The organism is Clostridium sp. (assembly GCF_018372875.1).
Classification (GTDB): Bacteria; Bacillota; Clostridia; order Clostridiales; family Clostridiaceae; genus Clostridium.
Genome location: NZ_JAHAIF010000001.1, coordinates 48,720 through 65,974, shown reverse-complemented (window position 1 = coordinate 65,974; position 17,255 = coordinate 48,720). Strand labels below are relative to the sequence as shown.

Annotated in this window: 21 protein-coding genes; 4 read left to right on the top strand and 17 right to left on the bottom strand. The window is 29.3% G+C overall.

The genetic code is table 11. The features are described 5' to 3' along the window. Nucleotides 1-10 precede the first annotated feature (10 nt). Both KIB46_RS00335 and yidA read right to left on the bottom strand, forming a co-directional pair. Nucleotides 11-664: an NAD(P)/FAD-dependent oxidoreductase gene (locus KIB46_RS00335; RefSeq protein ID WP_291669895.1), complete on the bottom strand. Its 654-nt coding sequence runs from the start codon at nt 662-664 to the stop codon at nt 11-13. A 19-nt stretch (nt 665-683) separates the two neighbouring features. Continuing rightward, nucleotides 684-1,490, bottom strand: coding sequence for a sugar-phosphatase (gene yidA, locus KIB46_RS00330; RefSeq protein WP_156559693.1), 807 nt, complete (start codon nt 1,488-1,490; stop codon nt 684-686). Between the two features lie 117 nt (nt 1,491-1,607). On the opposite strand from yidA, the gene KIB46_RS00325 reads away from it, so the two are divergent. Beyond that, nucleotides 1,608-2,519, top strand: coding sequence for a hypothetical protein (locus tag KIB46_RS00325; protein WP_156559635.1), 912 nt, complete (start codon nt 1,608-1,610; stop codon nt 2,517-2,519). Between the two features lie 75 nt (nt 2,520-2,594). After that, nucleotides 2,595-3,218 (top strand): sporulation membrane protein YtaF, encoded by a 624-nt coding sequence (gene ytaF, locus KIB46_RS00320; RefSeq protein ID WP_156559633.1) that lies wholly within the window; start codon nt 2,595-2,597, stop codon nt 3,216-3,218. Between the two features lie 54 nt (nt 3,219-3,272). On the opposite strand, the gene KIB46_RS00315 is transcribed toward ytaF, so the two are convergent. From KIB46_RS00315 to KIB46_RS00275, 10 genes are all read right to left on the bottom strand, one after another. Then, nucleotides 3,273-3,410, bottom strand: coding sequence for a clostri-philic family protein (locus KIB46_RS00315; RefSeq protein WP_291669891.1), 138 nt, complete (start codon nt 3,408-3,410; stop codon nt 3,273-3,275). 59 nt (nt 3,411-3,469) lie between these two features. Continuing rightward, nucleotides 3,470-4,099, bottom strand: a complete 630-nt coding sequence (locus tag KIB46_RS00310) for a peptidylprolyl isomerase (RefSeq protein ID WP_291669889.1) — start codon at nt 4,097-4,099, stop codon at nt 3,470-3,472. A 4-nt stretch (nt 4,100-4,103) separates the two neighbouring features. Continuing rightward, nucleotides 4,104-4,487, bottom strand: a complete 384-nt coding sequence (locus KIB46_RS00305; RefSeq protein ID WP_156559629.1) for a DUF3785 family protein — start codon at nt 4,485-4,487, stop codon at nt 4,104-4,106. Between the two features lie 57 nt (nt 4,488-4,544). Next, complete coding sequence (locus KIB46_RS00300) at nt 4,545-6,065, bottom strand: FAD-dependent oxidoreductase (RefSeq protein WP_291669886.1); 1,521 nt, start codon at nt 6,063-6,065, stop codon at nt 4,545-4,547. 19 nt (nt 6,066-6,084) lie between these two features. Further along, on the bottom strand, nt 6,085-6,198 hold the full coding sequence (locus KIB46_RS16340; protein WP_363289910.1) for a rubredoxin-like domain-containing protein: 114 nt from the start codon (nt 6,196-6,198) through the stop codon (nt 6,085-6,087). Nucleotides 6,199-6,448: 250 nt separating this feature from the next. Continuing rightward, the gene (locus KIB46_RS00295; protein ID WP_291670003.1) at nt 6,449-6,865 is read right to left on the bottom strand and encodes an ATP-binding cassette domain-containing protein; all 417 of its coding nucleotides are present in this window, start codon (nt 6,863-6,865) and stop codon (nt 6,449-6,451) included. Between the two features lie 7 nt (nt 6,866-6,872). Next, complete coding sequence (locus tag KIB46_RS00290) at nt 6,873-7,460, bottom strand: FtsX-like permease family protein (RefSeq protein ID WP_291669884.1); 588 nt, start codon at nt 7,458-7,460, stop codon at nt 6,873-6,875. Nucleotides 7,461-7,564: 104 nt separating this feature from the next. Further along, nucleotides 7,565-9,160: a hypothetical protein gene (locus KIB46_RS00285; RefSeq protein WP_291669882.1), complete on the bottom strand. Its 1,596-nt coding sequence runs from the start codon at nt 9,158-9,160 to the stop codon at nt 7,565-7,567. Beyond that, complete coding sequence (locus KIB46_RS00280; protein WP_291669880.1) at nt 9,153-9,866, bottom strand: ABC transporter ATP-binding protein; 714 nt, start codon at nt 9,864-9,866, stop codon at nt 9,153-9,155. Before KIB46_RS00280 ends, KIB46_RS00285 begins: the two co-directional genes overlap by 8 nt. Nucleotides 9,867-10,097: 231 nt before the next feature. After that, nucleotides 10,098-10,940 (bottom strand): DegV family protein, encoded by an 843-nt coding sequence (locus tag KIB46_RS00275; protein ID WP_291669878.1) that lies wholly within the window; start codon nt 10,938-10,940, stop codon nt 10,098-10,100. Between the two features lie 130 nt (nt 10,941-11,070). On the opposite strand from KIB46_RS00275, the gene KIB46_RS00270 reads away from it, so the two are divergent. Then, complete coding sequence (locus KIB46_RS00270) at nt 11,071-11,748, top strand: L,D-transpeptidase family protein (protein WP_291669877.1); 678 nt, start codon at nt 11,071-11,073, stop codon at nt 11,746-11,748. A 128-nt stretch (nt 11,749-11,876) separates the two neighbouring features. On the opposite strand, the gene KIB46_RS00265 is transcribed toward KIB46_RS00270, so the two are convergent. After that, complete coding sequence (locus KIB46_RS00265; RefSeq protein ID WP_156559613.1) at nt 11,877-12,389, bottom strand: PaaI family thioesterase; 513 nt, start codon at nt 12,387-12,389, stop codon at nt 11,877-11,879. Between the two features lie 130 nt (nt 12,390-12,519). Here KIB46_RS00265 and KIB46_RS00260 point away from each other — a divergent pair, with 130 nt between their 5' ends. Next, complete coding sequence (locus KIB46_RS00260) at nt 12,520-13,173, top strand: hypothetical protein (RefSeq protein ID WP_156559611.1); 654 nt, start codon at nt 12,520-12,522, stop codon at nt 13,171-13,173. A gap of 17 nt (nt 13,174-13,190) precedes the next feature. On the opposite strand, the gene KIB46_RS00255 is transcribed toward KIB46_RS00260, so the two are convergent. The 4 genes from KIB46_RS00255 to KIB46_RS00240 all read right to left on the bottom strand — a co-directional run bounded on the left by KIB46_RS00255 (nt 13,191) and on the right by KIB46_RS00240 (nt 17,171). Continuing rightward, nucleotides 13,191-13,340, bottom strand: coding sequence for a hypothetical protein (locus KIB46_RS00255; protein ID WP_165438814.1), 150 nt, complete (start codon nt 13,338-13,340; stop codon nt 13,191-13,193). Nucleotides 13,341-13,514: 174 nt separating this feature from the next. Further along, a complete protein-coding gene (locus KIB46_RS00250) occupies nt 13,515-15,023 on the bottom strand; it encodes a DUF1846 domain-containing protein (protein WP_156559609.1) in 1,509 nt (502 codons plus the stop codon). A gap of 281 nt (nt 15,024-15,304) precedes the next feature. After that, entirely contained in the window at nt 15,305-16,666 is a 1,362-nt protein-coding gene (locus tag KIB46_RS00245) for an MATE family efflux transporter (protein WP_156559607.1), read from the bottom strand. Nucleotides 16,667-16,799: 133 nt separating this feature from the next. Continuing rightward, nucleotides 16,800-17,171 carry an ACT domain-containing protein gene (locus KIB46_RS00240; RefSeq protein ID WP_291669868.1) on the bottom strand — a complete coding sequence of 124 codons (372 nt, stop codon included), beginning with the start codon at nt 17,169-17,171 and terminating at the stop codon, nt 16,800-16,802. Nucleotides 17,172-17,255: the final 84 nt, after the last annotated feature.

Here is a 17,255-nt window from a genome sequence, read left to right as displayed (position 1 = left end):
CTCTCCAGTTCTATATCAAAACACTTTTCTTAAATTCTTCTACTCCTATTCTATCAATAAAAAAGCCTAACTTCTCTCCCATTTCTGCATTTTCTATATAATAGTTAAATATATTGTCTACTATTTCTAAAGCTCTCTTTTCATCAACTTTATCTGCTATTATATCCGCTATTCTAGGATTATAACCTGCTGAACCTCCGGCTGTAACTATAAATCCATCTTTATCAGCTATTATCCCTACATCTTTACTATAGACACCTCCACAGGCATTTCTACACCCGGCTACCCCTATCTTACTTCTGCAAGGCATACTCATCCATTGGTATTTATTAGACAGCTTCATTCCAGTTCCTATAGTATTAAACTTAGACCTTTTACAAAATCCAGCTGGACATATCTCTACATTTTTAACAGAGTTTTGTTCCTTAACTGCTGGCTCCATCCCAAGTTCCATCCAGATATTTTCCAAATCATTTTCTTCAAGGTTTGTTATTAATATTCTTTGACCTGATGTTATCTTAAGTACTCCATTGTATTTTTTAGCAACCCTTGCTATTTTCTCTAAAGTTTCAGGCAAAATAAATCCTCCAGGAATATGTGGTGTTATACCATATTTTCTTTTACCATTATAAATCTTTTGTAGATTACCATAATTATTAGGCACCTTCTCACCTCTTAATATTCTATTTTAAAATAAATTTTCTAACAACTTCAGCAATACCATCTTCGTTATTGCTCTTTGTTATATAGTTTGCCGCTTCCTTTACATTACTATGCCCATTTTCCATAGCTACTCCAAGTCCTGCAAACTCAATCATATCCAAATCATTACCTGCATCTCCTACAGCTATTATTTCATCTTTATCAACATTTAAATAATCTGCTAATGCTTTTAAACCTAATCCTTTATTAGACTCTTTATTTATTATTTCAAAAAAATATGGAGTACTCTTTGCTAAATTATATTTTTCTCCAACTTCTTTTGGAAGTTTTGCTATTGCCTTATCTAATACCTCTGGTTCATCTATAAGCATTATTTTTATAATGCTTTCATCTTTTGATATTTCATCAAAGTCACATATATTTATATCTATCTTATTAATGTCAGCTTCTACTTCAGTATATTTACTGTTTTTAGGAGTTATTAACCCTCTTGTTGGAGAAAAGGCATGTATATTAACGCCAAACTCCCTTGCAAAATTATAAATATAGTGAAGATCACTTCCCTTTAGTCCTTTTTCTGAAATTATTTTTTCACTCTTAGTTTCTTGAACTAAACACCCATTGTAGCTTAATACATATTCATTATCATCTACTAACCCTAATTCTTCTAAATATCTTCTTAATCCATCTATAGGTCTTCCAGAAGCTAGTACAACCTTTACCCCTTTTTCCCTTGCTGATTGAAGTGCTTTTTTAGTCATCTCTGTAATAATCTTATCATCGTTTAATAAAGTTCCATCCATATCTAATGCTATAATCTTGTACATCAATTTCCATCCTCCGTTTATTCATTAACCTTAATATTCTATGTAATTATATCATAATTTTTCACATGTTATGGAATACTAAATATAGATTTTATAAAGAGAAAGTGGGTAATTACTATGAAAAAATATTTAAAGATTATATCTTCAATTCTAATATTTTCTTTATTATCGCCATTATCTATTACTGCCCAAGAAGTAGAACAAGTCTCTTTATCCCTTGATTTTGAAAATACAGACTCCCTTCCACATAACTTTAGGAAAACTACTGATTTATCTAATGTTATAAAAGGCGGTGGAAATACTACAGGACTTGAAAATTTAAATATATCAGGTAGTTCTCAATTTACTTCACTCTCCTTCTTAAACTTAAAAAAGAATATTAATACAAAAAATGAATTTTGGGATATAGATTTAAGACAAGAATCACATGGATTTATTAATGGTAATGCTGTAAGTTGGTATGGTCCTGGGGATAAAGCTAATGCTGGACTTAATTATAAAGAAGTTATAACTAAGGAAGCTAAGCAATTAACTGAAATACCTTTTGGCAAATCCCTTACTTTAGACAATGGAAAGCATACATTAATACCAACAGTTGTTGAAAATGAAAGTAAGCTAGTTTCATCAAATAATGTAAGATATTTAAGAATAGCGGTAACTGATGGTGATAGACCTACTGATGAATCTGTAGATCAATTTGTAAAGTTTGTTACGCATTTACCTGATAATTATTGGCTTCACTTTCATTGTAAAGAAGGCATTGGAAGAACAACAACCTTTATGTCACTCTTTGATATGATTAAAAACTCAAAAAATGTAAGTTTAGATGATATTATAAACAGACAGTTTTTATTAGGTGGTTTTAATTTATTTAAACCAGGAGATGAAAGTAAAAGAGTTTTATTCCTAAGAAACTTCTATAGATATACCAAAGAAAATAATGATAATTTCAAAACAACTTGGAGCCATTGGATTAAGCAAAATAATATAACTCCATATACATTAACTACAGAACTTCCTAAAAATTAGGGAGTTCTTCTTGTAACTAAAGTAATATTTTATTCATATATATACTAATAACTAGAAATTTGTCGAGGTATATCTATGATAGAATCATTATTATTAGTTTCTTCAATTTGTATAGATGCTTTTGTTGCTAGTATGGCATATGGAAGCAATAAAATAAAAATTCCTATCATTTCCTCTATCGTCATTAGTATTGTTGGTTCTATAATTTTAGGAATCTCATTATTTGTTGGTGGATTAATAAAAGACTTTTTACCAGGAACACTTCCTATAGCTTTAAGTTTCTCTATACTAATGATTTTAGGTATATATAGATTATTCGAAAGCTTATTTAAAACCTATATTCAAAAGCACTTAAATAAAGAAAAATCCTTTACCTTTAGATTATTTGACTTTAATTTTATATTACAAGTTTATGCTGATGAAACAAAGGCTGACCTTGATAAATCAAAAGAATTATCAGTTAAAGAATCTCTTTATCTTGCTATTGCCCTTTCATTTGATAGCTTAGCTGTTGGATTTGGTAGTAGTTTAGCAGGTGGTGGATATATACAAACTATTTTATTATGTTTCTTGATAGGTTTTCTTGCTGTTATATTGGGTAGCTTTATTGGTAAAAAATTAGTTGAAAAATCAAATATCAATTTATCCTGGCTTTCAGGGGCAATACTTATGGTTTTAGCTATAAGTAAAATTATCTAAAACAAAGAAGCTATTGTAAAATAGTTATTTACTTTACAACAGCTTCTTTATAAATTATTTCAATTGCTCACCATTATGATTCTCAAAAAATGATGGTTCATTTTCATTTCCTACATTGTTTTGATCTTCATGTAGCTTTTGTCTTCTTTGTCCTTTTTGTAGACCATTATTTGTTCTCTTATCAGCCTTCATAAATATCACACTCCTCATAAATATTATTTGAAATAATCATGAAATTTATGAGGTGAATATTATAACTTTTCTGGCTCTGGATAATTAGCACCTTTAGTATCAACTCTTATTTCTTCTATAACTATTTCTTTTTTAGGAGTTTCACCTGATACTTCAGCATTTTCTATTTTGTGAACTATGTCTAATCCTTCTATAACCTTACCAAAACCTGCATAACTTCCATCTAAATTACTAGCCTTTTTAGTCACTATAAAGAACTGACTACCTCCACTATCCTTATCTTTTGCTCTAGCCATAGATAATACACCCTCATCGTGTTCAAGTGTATTATACTTATATCCATTTCCCTTAAACTCCCCTCTTATTGAATAACCTGGACCTCCAGTACCATTACCATCAGGATCTCCACCTTGTATAACAAAGTCTTTAACTATCCTATGAAAGGTAATACCATCATAAAATCCATTGTTTGCAAGAGAAATAAAATTATTTACTGTATTAGGAGCATATTGAGGATATAATTCAGCTACTATAGTACCATAGTCTTTCACTTTAATAGTTGCTATTGGCAAGTCCTTTGGAGCTGCTACCTCTTCTCCCCATTCTTTAACACCACAACCAACCAACATTAATGATATTACCATTAATATTATTAATACTTTCCCTAATCTACTCTTTCTCATAGTCATTCTCCTATATTTCAAACTCTTCTATTTCAATATTAAAAGCTCCACACCCTGCACATACAATAATACTTACTATGTAGCTATTATCTACTAGACCTTCTCTTTCAAGTCTATTAAAAGATTTTCCTTCTTCCTCAACAACTAAACTATTTGTTATATATTTGCCATTTTTAGTATATATATAGAAATGATATTCTAAGAACTTATAAGCTCTTTCATTTTCAACCTTTTCGCCACCACAGCTTTCACAAGTTAAAGAATAATATGCTTTTTCAAAATCAACATTCCTATCTTTTATCATATTAATAATAGTTTCTTCATTAATATCTTTTATAGGATTATTTTCATCATTAAAAAATCCCTCTAGCTTTTCATTTTCTAAAGTAACCATATTTAACTCCCCTTTACATATTTATTCTAATATTATATCCTCTTATGGCAAATAAATCTATTTTATCTTAGGATTAATTTTGTTCTCTCCACATTTATATGGTTTTAAAGCTTCTGTTGCTGGTCCTTCTAACACTTCCCCTTTATAATTAAACCTTGACCCATGACAAGGACAATCCCATGATTTATCATTTTCATTCCAATTTAATTCACATCCTAGGTGGGTACATGTAATGTCTACTATGTAAACTGTATGCTTACCTTCTTTATATGCTCCATATCTTTTGCCATTTAGATTTATTACCTTGCCTTCACCCTCATCTAAATGAATCTCCATATCACCTACTTTTAGCTTTCCTTTTATATAGTTATAAGCTACCTCCATATTAAACTTAAAGAAATCCGAGGATAGAAAAGCTTTAGCTCTTGAAGGATTAAATGTGTCTTTATACTTAGACTCACCTGAAACTATTAAGTCTGATATAATAATTCCAGCAAGAGTACCATTTGTCATCCCCCATTTTCCAAAGCCAGTGGCAACATATATATTCTGATTTTTGCTATTTAAAGGCCCTATATAAGGTATGTTATCTGGCGTAATATAGTCTTCTGCCGACCATTCATACCTATAATTCTTTATTCCAAACTTATCTCTTCCATATTCTTTTAATACCTCATAATGGTTTATTCCCTTGTCAACACCAACTTTATGAGAATCTCCAGCAATAAGTAATAAATGTTCATTTTCTTTATTAATATAATGTATACTTCTTCCAGGCTCTTCAACATTTATATACATTCCCTCTGCAAATCCTTCTGGTACTTCACCTGCTACAAGGTAAGTTCTTTTAGGATCCAATCTTGAAAAAAAGAAACCTGCTCCATCATAAAAAGGGAAATGTGATGCTAATACCAGCTGTTCACATTGAACCCATTTTCCTTCCCTAGTTTGAAATGAACACTTTTCTCCACTTTCAACTTGGGTAACAGGGCTATTTTCGAATATTTTACCACCTTGTTTTACTATTAAATCCCCTAATCTATCACAATACATTTTAGGATTAAAGCTTGCTACATTATTAAAAGCAATTGCTCCTTTACTCTCCACTGGAATAGGTAATTCCTCTATGTAATCACAATCTATATCTATTTCTTTGCATACTTCATACTCTTCTTTTAATTGTCTTAACCCTTCATCTGTCTCTGCGAAAATATAAGAAGTTCCTCTTTCAAACTCACATTCAATATTATTCTCGGTAACTATCTTTTCTATAAAATCTATAGCTTCCTTATTTCCATTATAATAATTTCTTGCCTTTTCTAAGTCATATTTATTCTTAATCTTAGAATAGATAATATCATGCTGAGTTGTTACCTTTCCAGTATTTCTACCTGTGCAACCTTCCCCAATCTTATTTGCATCTACTAACACAACAGTTTTTCCTTTTTTAGTTAATAAGTAAGCTGTTGTTAATCCTGCTATTCCTCCACCTATAATCCCACATTTACAATCTTCACTGCCTGATAATGGTCCATAAATTCTTCCTTCAGACGAATCTATCCAATATGATTCTCCCATCGTTCTCCTCCTATCAAAATTACTTATATTGTGTCATAGTAAAATTCATATAATATCCTTGGGGATATGAACAAATAGGACATATTAGAAGAGGTTCTTTACCTTCATAAATATAACCACAATTTGTACACATCCATTTTATTGATTGATCTCTTTTATATATAAATTGTTCAAATTTGTATTTTCACCATTAAATTTCTTTAATGCATCGAAAAATACTCTTGCATGAGCTTTCTCCTGCAAAAGCTCTTAATAAGTTTTCTTTTGTTTTACTATCTTTTAATTGCATAAAAAACACCTCACTTATCCTTATTGTTTCAATAATAATTAAGTATTATTCTCTTAATTTCTATTAAAAACTTTTGAATAAATGAGGCCTAATATCACTTTCTATCCATTCCCATAAATAAATTCTTATTTTCTTTAGTTGTTACTTCAACTATATCATAGAAAAAATCCATCTGACTTTTATCACCTTTTTCTATTATCTCTTCTATTTTACCATCTCTTAAAAATACCAGCTTCTTTGTATAGCTTGCAATCATAGCATCATGGGTTACCATTACAATTGTTTTTCCTTCTATTTCATTTAAATCTTTTAAAAACTGTAATAATTCATGTGATGCCTTAGTATCTAAGTTTCCAGTAGGTTCATCAGCAATGATAACTTTAGGGTCTGTAACCAATGCTCTTGCAGCTGCTGCTCTTTGTCTTTGCCCTCCAGAACATTCTTGAGGATATTTATACATCTGATCTTCAGCACCTAATTTCTTAGATATATTGTCTACTTTCTCTTCAATTACATATTTAGATATTCCATCTAAAACTAATGGAACAGCTATATTTTCTCTTAAATTTAATTAAATCTATTATTTCTTTCCTATAGGCATACCCCATATCTACTAGTATCATAAATACAAATTGAATAATAATTATTAGTGATGTTAAAAGAAACCCCAAACTACTAAAGGCATATGGATTTACCTCTAACCCAGCATTTTTATAAACAATTGTATTTATAATTGGCATTATACCTACTCCAACTAGTAATCCAAGTACTATCCCTATAACGCATATAATCATGTTTTGTATAGTTAATATGGTCCCAACATTATAAACGGATCTACCGCTAAGTATTGCTATTGATAATTCCTTTGCTTTTCCTGATATGAAATACATATTAGCAAAGGCTATCAAAAATAGGGATACCAATAAAATTATTATTGTTAACAAAGAAAATGTTCCATAATGATCCTTGCTAACAAAATCACTGTTATACAATAAGTTAAAAATATTAAAAATCACCATAATTGCAAATACCATTGAAACAATATAAAAAATACATTGTTTAATACTTTTAAAAAGCATCCTTAGTGAAAACTTTATACACCCCATATTCCCAACCTCTTAATACGGTATTCATTTCCATTTATTGAATTGTACACCACCTTATAAATAAAAGGAATAAATTTCAACAAATTTATTCCTTAACCTTTATCTTATAACTTTTTAAAATATTCCTGTCCTTTAGTATTTAAAATACGTACCGCTAATGCTACTAATATAATCTCTATTACTAATACTATGATCATAAACATGCTAATATTAACTGATGGTAATAACTTGTATACGCCAAATCCTATTCCTACAGGAATGATTGATAAGAATATTGTTATAGTTACACTCATAGTATTTTTAACTGCTTGTATTTCTTGTTTCCAGTCAAACTTTGGATAAAGAATATTTATAAAAAGCCCTGAAATAGCTATAAATGCATTATAAACACTTGCAAATACAATTATAAAAATAGTATCTATAATTGATAAGCTCAATCCAAATGAAATAATTAGAGAACTTATTACTATAGCAGGTATGCTTAATATTAAGCTCATTGATACCTTTGCTTTAAATATATCCTTTATATCTATAGGTAAACTTTTTAATATCCAAAGATTTTTACCTTCTATTGATATAGACGATGGAGTTGTGGATGCCATTCCAGACATTACACCAAACATTGCTGCTACTGCTAAAACCACTACTCTTCCAGCTCCCTTAGATATCATGCCTAATACTTCATCCCCTGAAAATACTGATACTACACTCATTATTACTAGCATAGCTGTTATTCCCAAAGTATTAAAAACATATGAAGTGGAAGCAACGTATCTCTTAAATTCTTTATTTAGTAAAGTCTGATACATACCTTTTTGTTTTAATTTTGATATCTTATAATTAGATTTTTGATAACTCTCTCCTAAGTTAGAATTTATTTTCTTAAAGCTTCTACTAAATATAAATACAAATAAAATAAATGGAACTATAGAAATAACTATAAACTTTAATAAATCAATTATATTCCCATTAATTAATGAAGATGCAAACCAAGCAGATGGAATATATGCCTTTTCAAAAATATTTTCTATACTACTTGCATTCATCATCAAATAAGACATAAAATCTTGTGCCTTTAATGAACCTATAAAGATTACTATTATTATACCAATCATTCCAATACTATATATAATCTTGCTAAATCTAAATTTTGAAGACATAATATTAAGAATAAAAGCTACTATGGATGCTAGTATTATAGGTATTAGCGGCAAAATAGCTATTCCTACTATCATATATAAAAAACAACTTATACTAGCTGTACTTTTTATATAATAGACAATTGTAGAAGGTATCATAACCAATGCACTTATACCAATATTTAATGATAATAATTCTATTAGCTTACTTGCTAAAATAGCTCTTGAACTTAATGGCAATGATAATAGAAAATCCAAATCCTTACTGCCAAAGATTGTTCCATCAGCTTTGAATATTGAAAGCATAAATGTAATTATTACAGTTATTAACGAAGCTACCATTGGTAATAAATGTACTAAGTTAATTTGAGCTAAAGCCTCTCCTATTATTTCTGCATAAACTGTTGCCATGATTATTACAGATAAAGCTATAACTAGCATCATTCCAAAACTCTTAATACTTTTGCTTTTATCTTCTTTTGCTATTTTTTTATTAATTACTGCATTTAATCCAAAGTTATTTATATAATTTATCTTTAATAATCTAAATAAACTATTCATTATCAATCAACTCCATAAACACATCTTCTAAGGAACTTGTACCCTTAACTTCCTCAACAGTACCATATGCAGCTATCTTTCCGTCTTTTATAATGGCTATTCTTCCACATAGTTTTTCTACCACTTCTAATACATGACTTGAGAAGAATATACATGTTCCTTCTTCACACATTTCCTTCATTATCCCTTTTAAAATATGAGAAGCCTTTGGGTCTAACCCAACAAAAGGTTCATCTAATACTAATAGTTTAGGCTTATGAATTAATGCAGATATTATTGCTAACTTTTGCTTCATACCATGTGAGTATGATGATATTAAACTACCTAAATTATTAGTTATCTCAAATGCATCTCCATATTTTTTTATTAACTCTTCTCTTTGAGCTTCTGATACTCCATAAACATCTGCCATAAAATTTAAATACTGTATTGCTGTTAATGATTCATATAAATCTGGATTATCAGGTATATATGCCATAATCTTTTTACATTCAATTGGATTATCCTTTATAGATATTCCATTTATTAATATGTCACCCTCATCAAATTCATTTATTCCAACAATTGATTTTATAGTTGTAGTTTTACCTGCCCCATTATGTCCAATAAACCCAAATATTTCTCCCTCTTTAACCTCTAATGAAATATTATCTACTGCTCTTTTATTACCTTTGTATATTTTAGAAAAATTATTTATCTTTAACATAATTACCCCTCCATTTATCTGTTATATATAATATATAACAACACTATCAAAACTTCAATATAATTATTATTAAATTTCATACTTTTCTAGGCAATAAAAAGGTGGAGTGGGTATTTATTTTGCTTGTTCCATCGCAAGCTCCAAGTCACAGAAAAATAAATATCTATTCCCTTCGTACTTAAGGTAAGAAAAAAGAAGGAAAATTGCAAAGCAATCTTTCCTTCTTATAATTTATTCTTCTAATATGCAAACTCCCAGCGCTCCTGGTCCAGTATGTACTCCCATAGTGGCTCCTATCATCTCTAATGATATATGAGATATGTTTGTATGGCTTTTTACACTTTCATATAAGGCAACAGCTTCATCATGTGAAGCACCACTTAATATCCAAACCTTGCATCTAGAATTCTCTAAACGCTCATGGATAATTGATCTTAACTTGGATATTGCTTGTTTTCTACCTCTACACTTACCCCATGGATATAATTCCCCTTCTTCATTTGCGGAAATTATTGGCTTTAAATGTAATATTTCACCTACTGCTCCTGCTACTCTACCTATTCTTCCACCTTTTCTTAAAAATTCTAAAGTGTTTAAAGTAACATATGCATGTAGTTTTGTTTTTACTTCATGTAGCTTGTCTATTATTTCTTCAGGAGTTAGTCCTGCTCTTATCATCAAGGATGCTTCTAACACCAATGCTCCAACCGGGAACCCTAAGGTCTTACTGTCATAAAAGTGAAAGTTTAATTCTTTGTGATCTTCCACCAATAACTTTATACTATTTAGAGTACCAGATAACCTGCTTGAAACTGTAATTACTATAACATCTGTATACCCTTCTTCTTTTAATCTGCATACTAAGTTTTCCGTATATTCTAGATCAGGTAGAGAAGTTGTTGGAACTTCCTCACTTAATGACTTATATAACTCATCATGTGTAATATTTACTTGATCCAAAAACTCTTTATCTTTGTAAATAATTCTAAAAGGTAGCATTTCTATATTATTATCTCTTCTTGTCTTTTCCCCTAAATCACAACTACTATCAGTTACTAAAGCTATTTTTTGCAATGGCTAATCCTCCTTAGTTATATCTCTCTCTTAGAATAACATAATATGTTTACGTTAACAATTATTTTCCACTGTATATTTTATTACATTTTTTCTAATCTTATATATATAAATATAAAAAGGTGATTATATGAAAATTAAAAGAGTTTGTTGTTTTTTTATCTTTTTTATGACTTTATTTTCCTCATCTTATAGCTATGCATTTGATACTACTTTAGAAAATAAAGACTATATTATTTTTATAGATATCAATGAATTATCCCTTTCATTACTTGATAAGGAAACTAAAACATTAGTAAAGAAATATCCTATTGCTATAGGAAAAAGAGAAACTCCATCCCCTATAGGCAATTGGAGAATAACTAGCAAAGCTTTAAAGGATGGTCCTTTTGGTGGTTACTGGTTAGGATTAAATGCCCCTTGGGACACCTTTGGTATACATGGTACTAGTAATCCTAGTTCAATTGGTAGCCTTGCATCTAATGGTTGCATAAGAATGTATAATTCAAATATAAAAGAAGTCTTCTATGCTGTTAATTATGATACACCTGTTATTATTTACAGTGGACCTAGTTGGCTATTTTCACCTTATGCTAGAGACATAGAGCCAAATGATAAAGGCACTGATGTTTATTATGTTCAAAGGACTTTAAAATATTTAAATTATTATTCTGGAACTGTAGATGGTATTTATGGCTATCCACTAGAATTAGCAGTAATAAAATATAAAAAAGAACACCAAATGGATGATACTCCAATAATAGATAAAAGTTTTCTAGACTCTATTGGATTATATAAGTTTGAATAAAAAAGTGGTGGATATTTATTTTGCTTGTTCCGTACCTACGCTCCAAGTCACATCAAAACAAATATCCACCAAACTCATACTTAAAGTAAGGAAGAGAGGTGTTCCCTCTCTTTAATATATTTATTAATTTATAATTCAATTTCAGTTGGATCAGTATCCTTTAAGTTAGGAAACCATTCTTCACTAGTCTCCTCATTTGTATCAAAATCAGCTATTTTTTCAATAGGCATTTTTATATACCTTCCTTTTGCAGTTACTGCAACCTCTCCATTAGGTAATATAATTTCTCCTGTTCCTTCAAACATTCTATTAGTTTCTTTTGTTATTCTTCCAACTATCTTTATTTCGCCTTCTAAAGGTACTGGTTTTCTATACTTTGTTGATAGTTCTATTGTTACTCCCCATAAATCAGGATTATTAATTGCAGCTGCTCTTCCTATAGTTTCATCTAATAAAGCAGCTGACACACCTCCATGTCCTCTTCCCGGGAAGCTTTGGTGCCCCTCTTTAAACTTACATATACCTACTAATTCTCCATTTTCTAATTCATAAAAATCTGTTTTTAATCCCAAATCATTTTCTGCTCCACAAACAAAACACATTTTTCCTACATTTTGTTTCTTTAAAACTTTGTACTTCATATGTAACCTCCCAAAAAGTAATATAATACCATTATATCATTTTTTGTTTGACACTCAAAATACATAAAACTTTTTATCTTATAGTTTTTCTGTTAAAATCTAATTAATATATTTTATTTTGGAGAACTATATGAAAAAAGATTATAATAAATCAATTATTATTGAACCTAAGAATAAAAGAAAATATTTTATTTTATTAATTCCTATTATTTTTATTTTAGTATTTATGTTTTATAAAGCTAAACCATTTTATAATATTTCCTTCCAGGACTGGAACAGGAACTATCTTAATTATATCTCTAAAAATACTAGTAGTAAAAATATAGAAACAAACTACTATAATTATAAAATTAAAAATAAAAATATAGTCGAAGCTTCACAAGAAGATAGAGACATAGTTTTAGTAATATCTAAAGAAATGGTGAGCCAGGAAAAATATAATATATTTTTCTCCTACCTTTGGATTCATAATCCTATAAAATTTGATAAATATCAAATTTCATTGAATAATTCTAAAGCTGTAGATACCTCTAATATTAAAAGAAAAATAATAAATAATTCTAACTTAAAGATAATAGCAGAATGTAATTCCGCATTTTCAATCGCACCTGGAACAGATGAATTATTTTTTTCTTACTTCACTAAAGAAAATTATACTAATGGTCCTTATACATCTGATATAATTTCATTTCCAGCTACTAACATCAAGGATTTACTTATAACTTATGAATTTAAATTAGAAGATAGAAAAAATACTTATAAAATTCAAATACCAGGTTTATAACCTGGTATTTTAAATTCTTAAATAGGTCCTGCTTTTTTATTTCCTGTCTTAGCTTTTCCTTGTATCTCCGGAACAACAGGATCTCCTTTTCCATATCTTTGTTTATGATTGCTTTCTGTTCCATGAGGCTCATTAACGTCTGGTCTTCTCATACCTGCCTTAGCCATAATATCACTCTCCTCTATTATTCTTAAACAACTTTACTCAATGATATTATTTGTAATACAGGCCCTCTTCTATTCATAATATTTAATACCAAAAATATATAAATATAAAAATATATAAATATAAGAACTTATATTTATATATTTTTAATAATAGAAGCCGCCATTGGCAGCTTCTTAATTATTATCAAATAGATTTGCACTTGGATATTCAGCATCACATGTAACATCTATGCCTAACTTACCAAATGTTTGATCATCACTTCTTGAAAGTATTGTTGTAGAATGAGCTTGACAACCTCTTAATTCACCTAACTTACTCATTGCAACTTGTGCTGTAGGATTTGTTGCTGCTGATATACTTAACGCCATAAGTACCTCTTGGCAACTTAACGCAACATTTCTTTCCTTCAAAGTATTTCCCTTTAAATTTTTAATAGGTTCTAATATAACTGGCGAAATTAAGAATATATCATCATCAATCTTAGCTAAATGTTTAATAGCATTTATAGTTGCAGCAGCTGCTGCATCCATTAATGATGAACTCTTACCTGTTACTATAGTTCCATCGTGTAATTCTAACGCTACTGCTGGGCAAATCTCGTTTTCACCAGCCATAAGCTTCAATTTAGCTGACTTTTCTCTTGCAGGAACAACAACCCTTCTATCAGTTTCCTTAAGATTAACTTCTTCCATTATAAGTTTAGCTCTATCGTAAGTTTCCTTATCAACATAACCTTTCTTATATTCACAGCCAGTCTTAAAGTATCTACTTATAATTTCTTGATTTGAAGCTTCTTTAACTACTTCATCATCAATAATACCAAATCCAACTCTATTAACCCCCATATCTGTTGGCGATTTATAAATAGATTCTTTACCTGTTATCTTTTCAATTATTCTCTTTAATACTGGGAATGTTTCTATATCTCTATTATAGTTAACAGCTACTTCACCATATGCATCCATGTGGAATGAATCAATCATATTTACGTCTTTTAAATCAACTGTGGCAGCTTCATATGCTATATTTAAAGGATGTTTTAATGGAACATTCCATACTGGGAATGTTTCAAATTTAGAGTATCCTGCTGTATTTCCTCTTTTAAATTCGTGATATAGCTGACTTAAACATGTAGCAAGTTTTCCACTTCCTGGTCCTGGCGCTGTTACCACAACTATTGGTTTCGTAGTTTCAATATATGGATTCTTACCATATCCTTCATCACTTACTATAGTATCTACATCTGTTGGATATCCTTTAGTTGCTCTATGTTTATAAACCTTAATTCCTCTTCTCTCAAGTTTGTTTATAAATACTGTAGTTGCAGGTTGGTCATTAAATCTAGTAATAACAACACTATTCACATCTAAATCATATGCTCTTAAGTCATCAATAAGTCTAAGAACATCCATGTCATATGTTATACCAAAGTCGCCTCTTATCTTATTTCTTTCAATATCTCCAGCATATACACATATTACAACTTCAACTTTTTCTCTTAATTTATGTAATAACTTTATTTTTGCATTTTCATCAAAGCCTGGTAAAACTCTTGCAGCATGTTTATCAAACATAAGTTTTCCACCAAACTCTAAATAAAGCTTATCATAATTATTAACTCTCTCTAAAATATACTTTGATTGCTCTTCTAAATATTTTACATGATCAAATCCTATTTTCATACCTTACCTCACTAAAATAATTTTTTCTCAGAAATCACATTTTCATATTATTGCATAAAGTAATTACAGTGTAAATTTTACTTGAATACAATCTGAGTTTATTAGTGTTAATTCTACTCTTTTCTTTAATTATTACCTTATTATACATACCTACTTAAACATTGCAATTAAACTTTATTAGTGATATTATGTTATACGTATCACCCCTTTTTTAAGGATAGCAAAAAGAGCAGGAAATATATTTCTCTGCTCTTTTTTATTAAATACTTTTTATAACTTTCTTATTCTGTTTTATCAACATCTCTAAATTTCTTTTTATAAAATATCATAAAACAAGTAACTGTAGTTAATGTTGCTATTATATCCGCTATAGGTTCCGCAACAAGTACTCCCATTAATTTATCCTGGAAGAAGTTAGGCAATATATATATTAAAGGTACTAATAAAACTACTTTTCTTAATAGTGCTAAAAATAAGGATATCTTTGCTTGTCCTAAGGCTAAGAATGTTTGTTGGCAAGCTATTTGCGCACCAAATACAAATATTCCCAAGAAGTAAATTCTTATTGCCCATGTAGTAATTTCTACAAGTTCTGGCTTATTATTAAATATGGCTACAAAAATATTAGGGAATATCATTAATAATGAACACATAATCACAGTAAAGCCCAAACAACTAATTAGTGTTAACTTAAATGTTTTCTTAACTCTATCCATTTGCTTAGCTCCATAATTGTAACTTACTATTGGTTGTGCACCTTGAGCTAACCCTTGAAGTGGCATAACAACTATTTGCATTATACTACTCATAATTGTCATTGCACCTACTGCAAGGTCTCCACCGAACATAGATAGTCTTGTATTTAATGATATAAGTACTAAACTTTCTGTTGATTGCATTATAAATGGAGATACTCCTAATGCCATAGTTGCCCCTACAACTTTTAAATCTGGAACCATGTACTTTTTTCTTATCTTTAATATACTTTGCTTTCCAAACAGGAACTTTAATACCCATAAAGCAGATACCATTTGCCCTGCAACAGTTGCTAATGCTGCACCTTTAACCCCCATATCTAATACAAATATAAATATAGGATCTAAAACTATATTTATTATTGCACCAATCACTACTGTCATCATACCAATTTTAGCAAATCCTTGTGTATTAATATATGAGTTCATACCTAAAGCAATTTGTACAAAAATTGTTCCAAGAACATAAATAGATAAATAATCTAAGGCATATCCTATAGTGGCTTCACTAGCACCAAATGCCCATAAAATAGGTTCTTTAAATATAAGAAATCCTGTAGTCAATACAACTGCTATGATAAGAAGCATAGCAAAACTATTACTCATAATCTTTTCTGCTTCCTCATTATTTTTTTCTCCCATTTTTATAGCACAAAGTGGTGCTCCTCCCATACCAATTAAAGCACTAAATGCTGAAATAAGCATAAGTATTGGAAATGCTACACCTACACCTGCCATAGCTAATTCTCCATTGTCCATTCTACCAATGAATATTCTATCTACAATGTTATATAGAACATTAACTAATTGTGCAACTATAGCTGGAGCAGCTAAAGATATTAGTAATTTACTAATATTACCTTTTCCTAAATTATTTGTTTTTTTCATACATATCCCTCTTTTTCTGAATTTCAATTCATGTAATATTATAGTTATTTATTTAATTATTTACAATAATTATTATTTTAATTCTCTATAAACATATCCTCAAAAATAAAAATCACATTTCTGTGATCTTAATTTAAATAATATTTATATTGTTATCTGATAAAACTTTTATACTATTTTCTAAACTTTCTTCTTTTACTAGTATATAATCTGTATCAAATGTAGATACCACAAATATACTTATTTTTTCTTTAGCTAATATACCACTTATCTTTGATAGTATACCTATTAGTGAAAAATCTAAAGGACCTTCTACTTTTAATACTCGCCACCCTTTTTCACTCTTTATCTCATTTGGAATATTCTTATCTATACATACAATACTAAGCTCATCCTCTGTTCTTGTAATAGAAATAAAATTTTTTGTGTCTACCCATAAAGGAACCATATCCTCAGATTCTAATCTGCATATAGCATATCTATCCTTTAACACTTTAATATTCACCTATATTACCTCCCTATAAGATTTCCAAAATCTTCACTTTTATTATATCTCTTAATCTCTATTATGTAAAACAAGATTACAAAA

Excerpts from the sequence above, each read along its gene's own strand:
- yidA (WP_156559693.1), bottom strand. The coding sequence starts at position 1,490 with ATGTACAAGATTATAGCATTAGATATGGATGGAACTTTATTAAACGAT.
- KIB46_RS00325 (WP_156559635.1), top strand. The coding sequence starts at position 1,608 with ATGAAAAAATATTTAAAGATTATATCTTCAATTCTAATATTTTCTTTA.
- ytaF (WP_156559633.1), top strand. The coding sequence starts at position 2,595 with ATGATAGAATCATTATTATTAGTTTCTTCAATTTGTATAGATGCTTTT.
- KIB46_RS00315 (WP_291669891.1), bottom strand. The coding sequence starts at position 3,410 with ATGAAGGCTGATAAGAGAACAAATAATGGTCTACAAAAAGGACAAAGA.
- KIB46_RS00310 (WP_291669889.1), bottom strand. The coding sequence starts at position 4,099 with ATGACTATGAGAAAGAGTAGATTAGGGAAAGTATTAATAATATTAATG.
- KIB46_RS00305 (WP_156559629.1), bottom strand. The coding sequence starts at position 4,487 with ATGGTTACTTTAGAAAATGAAAAGCTAGAGGGATTTTTTAATGATGAA.
- KIB46_RS00300 (WP_291669886.1), bottom strand. The coding sequence starts at position 6,065 with ATGGGAGAATCATATTGGATAGATTCGTCTGAAGGAAGAATTTATGGA.
- KIB46_RS16340 (WP_363289910.1), bottom strand. The coding sequence starts at position 6,198 with ATGTGTACAAATTGTGGTTATATTTATGAAGGTAAAGAACCTCTTCTA.
- KIB46_RS00290 (WP_291669884.1), bottom strand. The coding sequence starts at position 7,460 with ATGGGGTGTATAAAGTTTTCACTAAGGATGCTTTTTAAAAGTATTAAA.
- KIB46_RS00285 (WP_291669882.1), bottom strand. The coding sequence starts at position 9,160 with ATGAATAGTTTATTTAGATTATTAAAGATAAATTATATAAATAACTTT.
- KIB46_RS00280 (WP_291669880.1), bottom strand. The coding sequence starts at position 9,866 with ATGTTAAAGATAAATAATTTTTCTAAAATATACAAAGGTAATAAAAGA.
- KIB46_RS00270 (WP_291669877.1), top strand. The coding sequence starts at position 11,071 with ATGAAAATTAAAAGAGTTTGTTGTTTTTTTATCTTTTTTATGACTTTA.
- KIB46_RS00265 (WP_156559613.1), bottom strand. The coding sequence starts at position 12,389 with ATGAAGTACAAAGTTTTAAAGAAACAAAATGTAGGAAAAATGTGTTTT.
- KIB46_RS00260 (WP_156559611.1), top strand. The coding sequence starts at position 12,520 with ATGAAAAAAGATTATAATAAATCAATTATTATTGAACCTAAGAATAAA.
- KIB46_RS00255 (WP_165438814.1), bottom strand. The coding sequence starts at position 13,340 with ATGGCTAAGGCAGGTATGAGAAGACCAGACGTTAATGAGCCTCATGGA.
- KIB46_RS00250 (WP_156559609.1), bottom strand. The coding sequence starts at position 15,023 with ATGAAAATAGGATTTGATCATGTAAAATATTTAGAAGAGCAATCAAAG.
- KIB46_RS00245 (WP_156559607.1), bottom strand. The coding sequence starts at position 16,666 with ATGAAAAAAACAAATAATTTAGGAAAAGGTAATATTAGTAAATTACTA.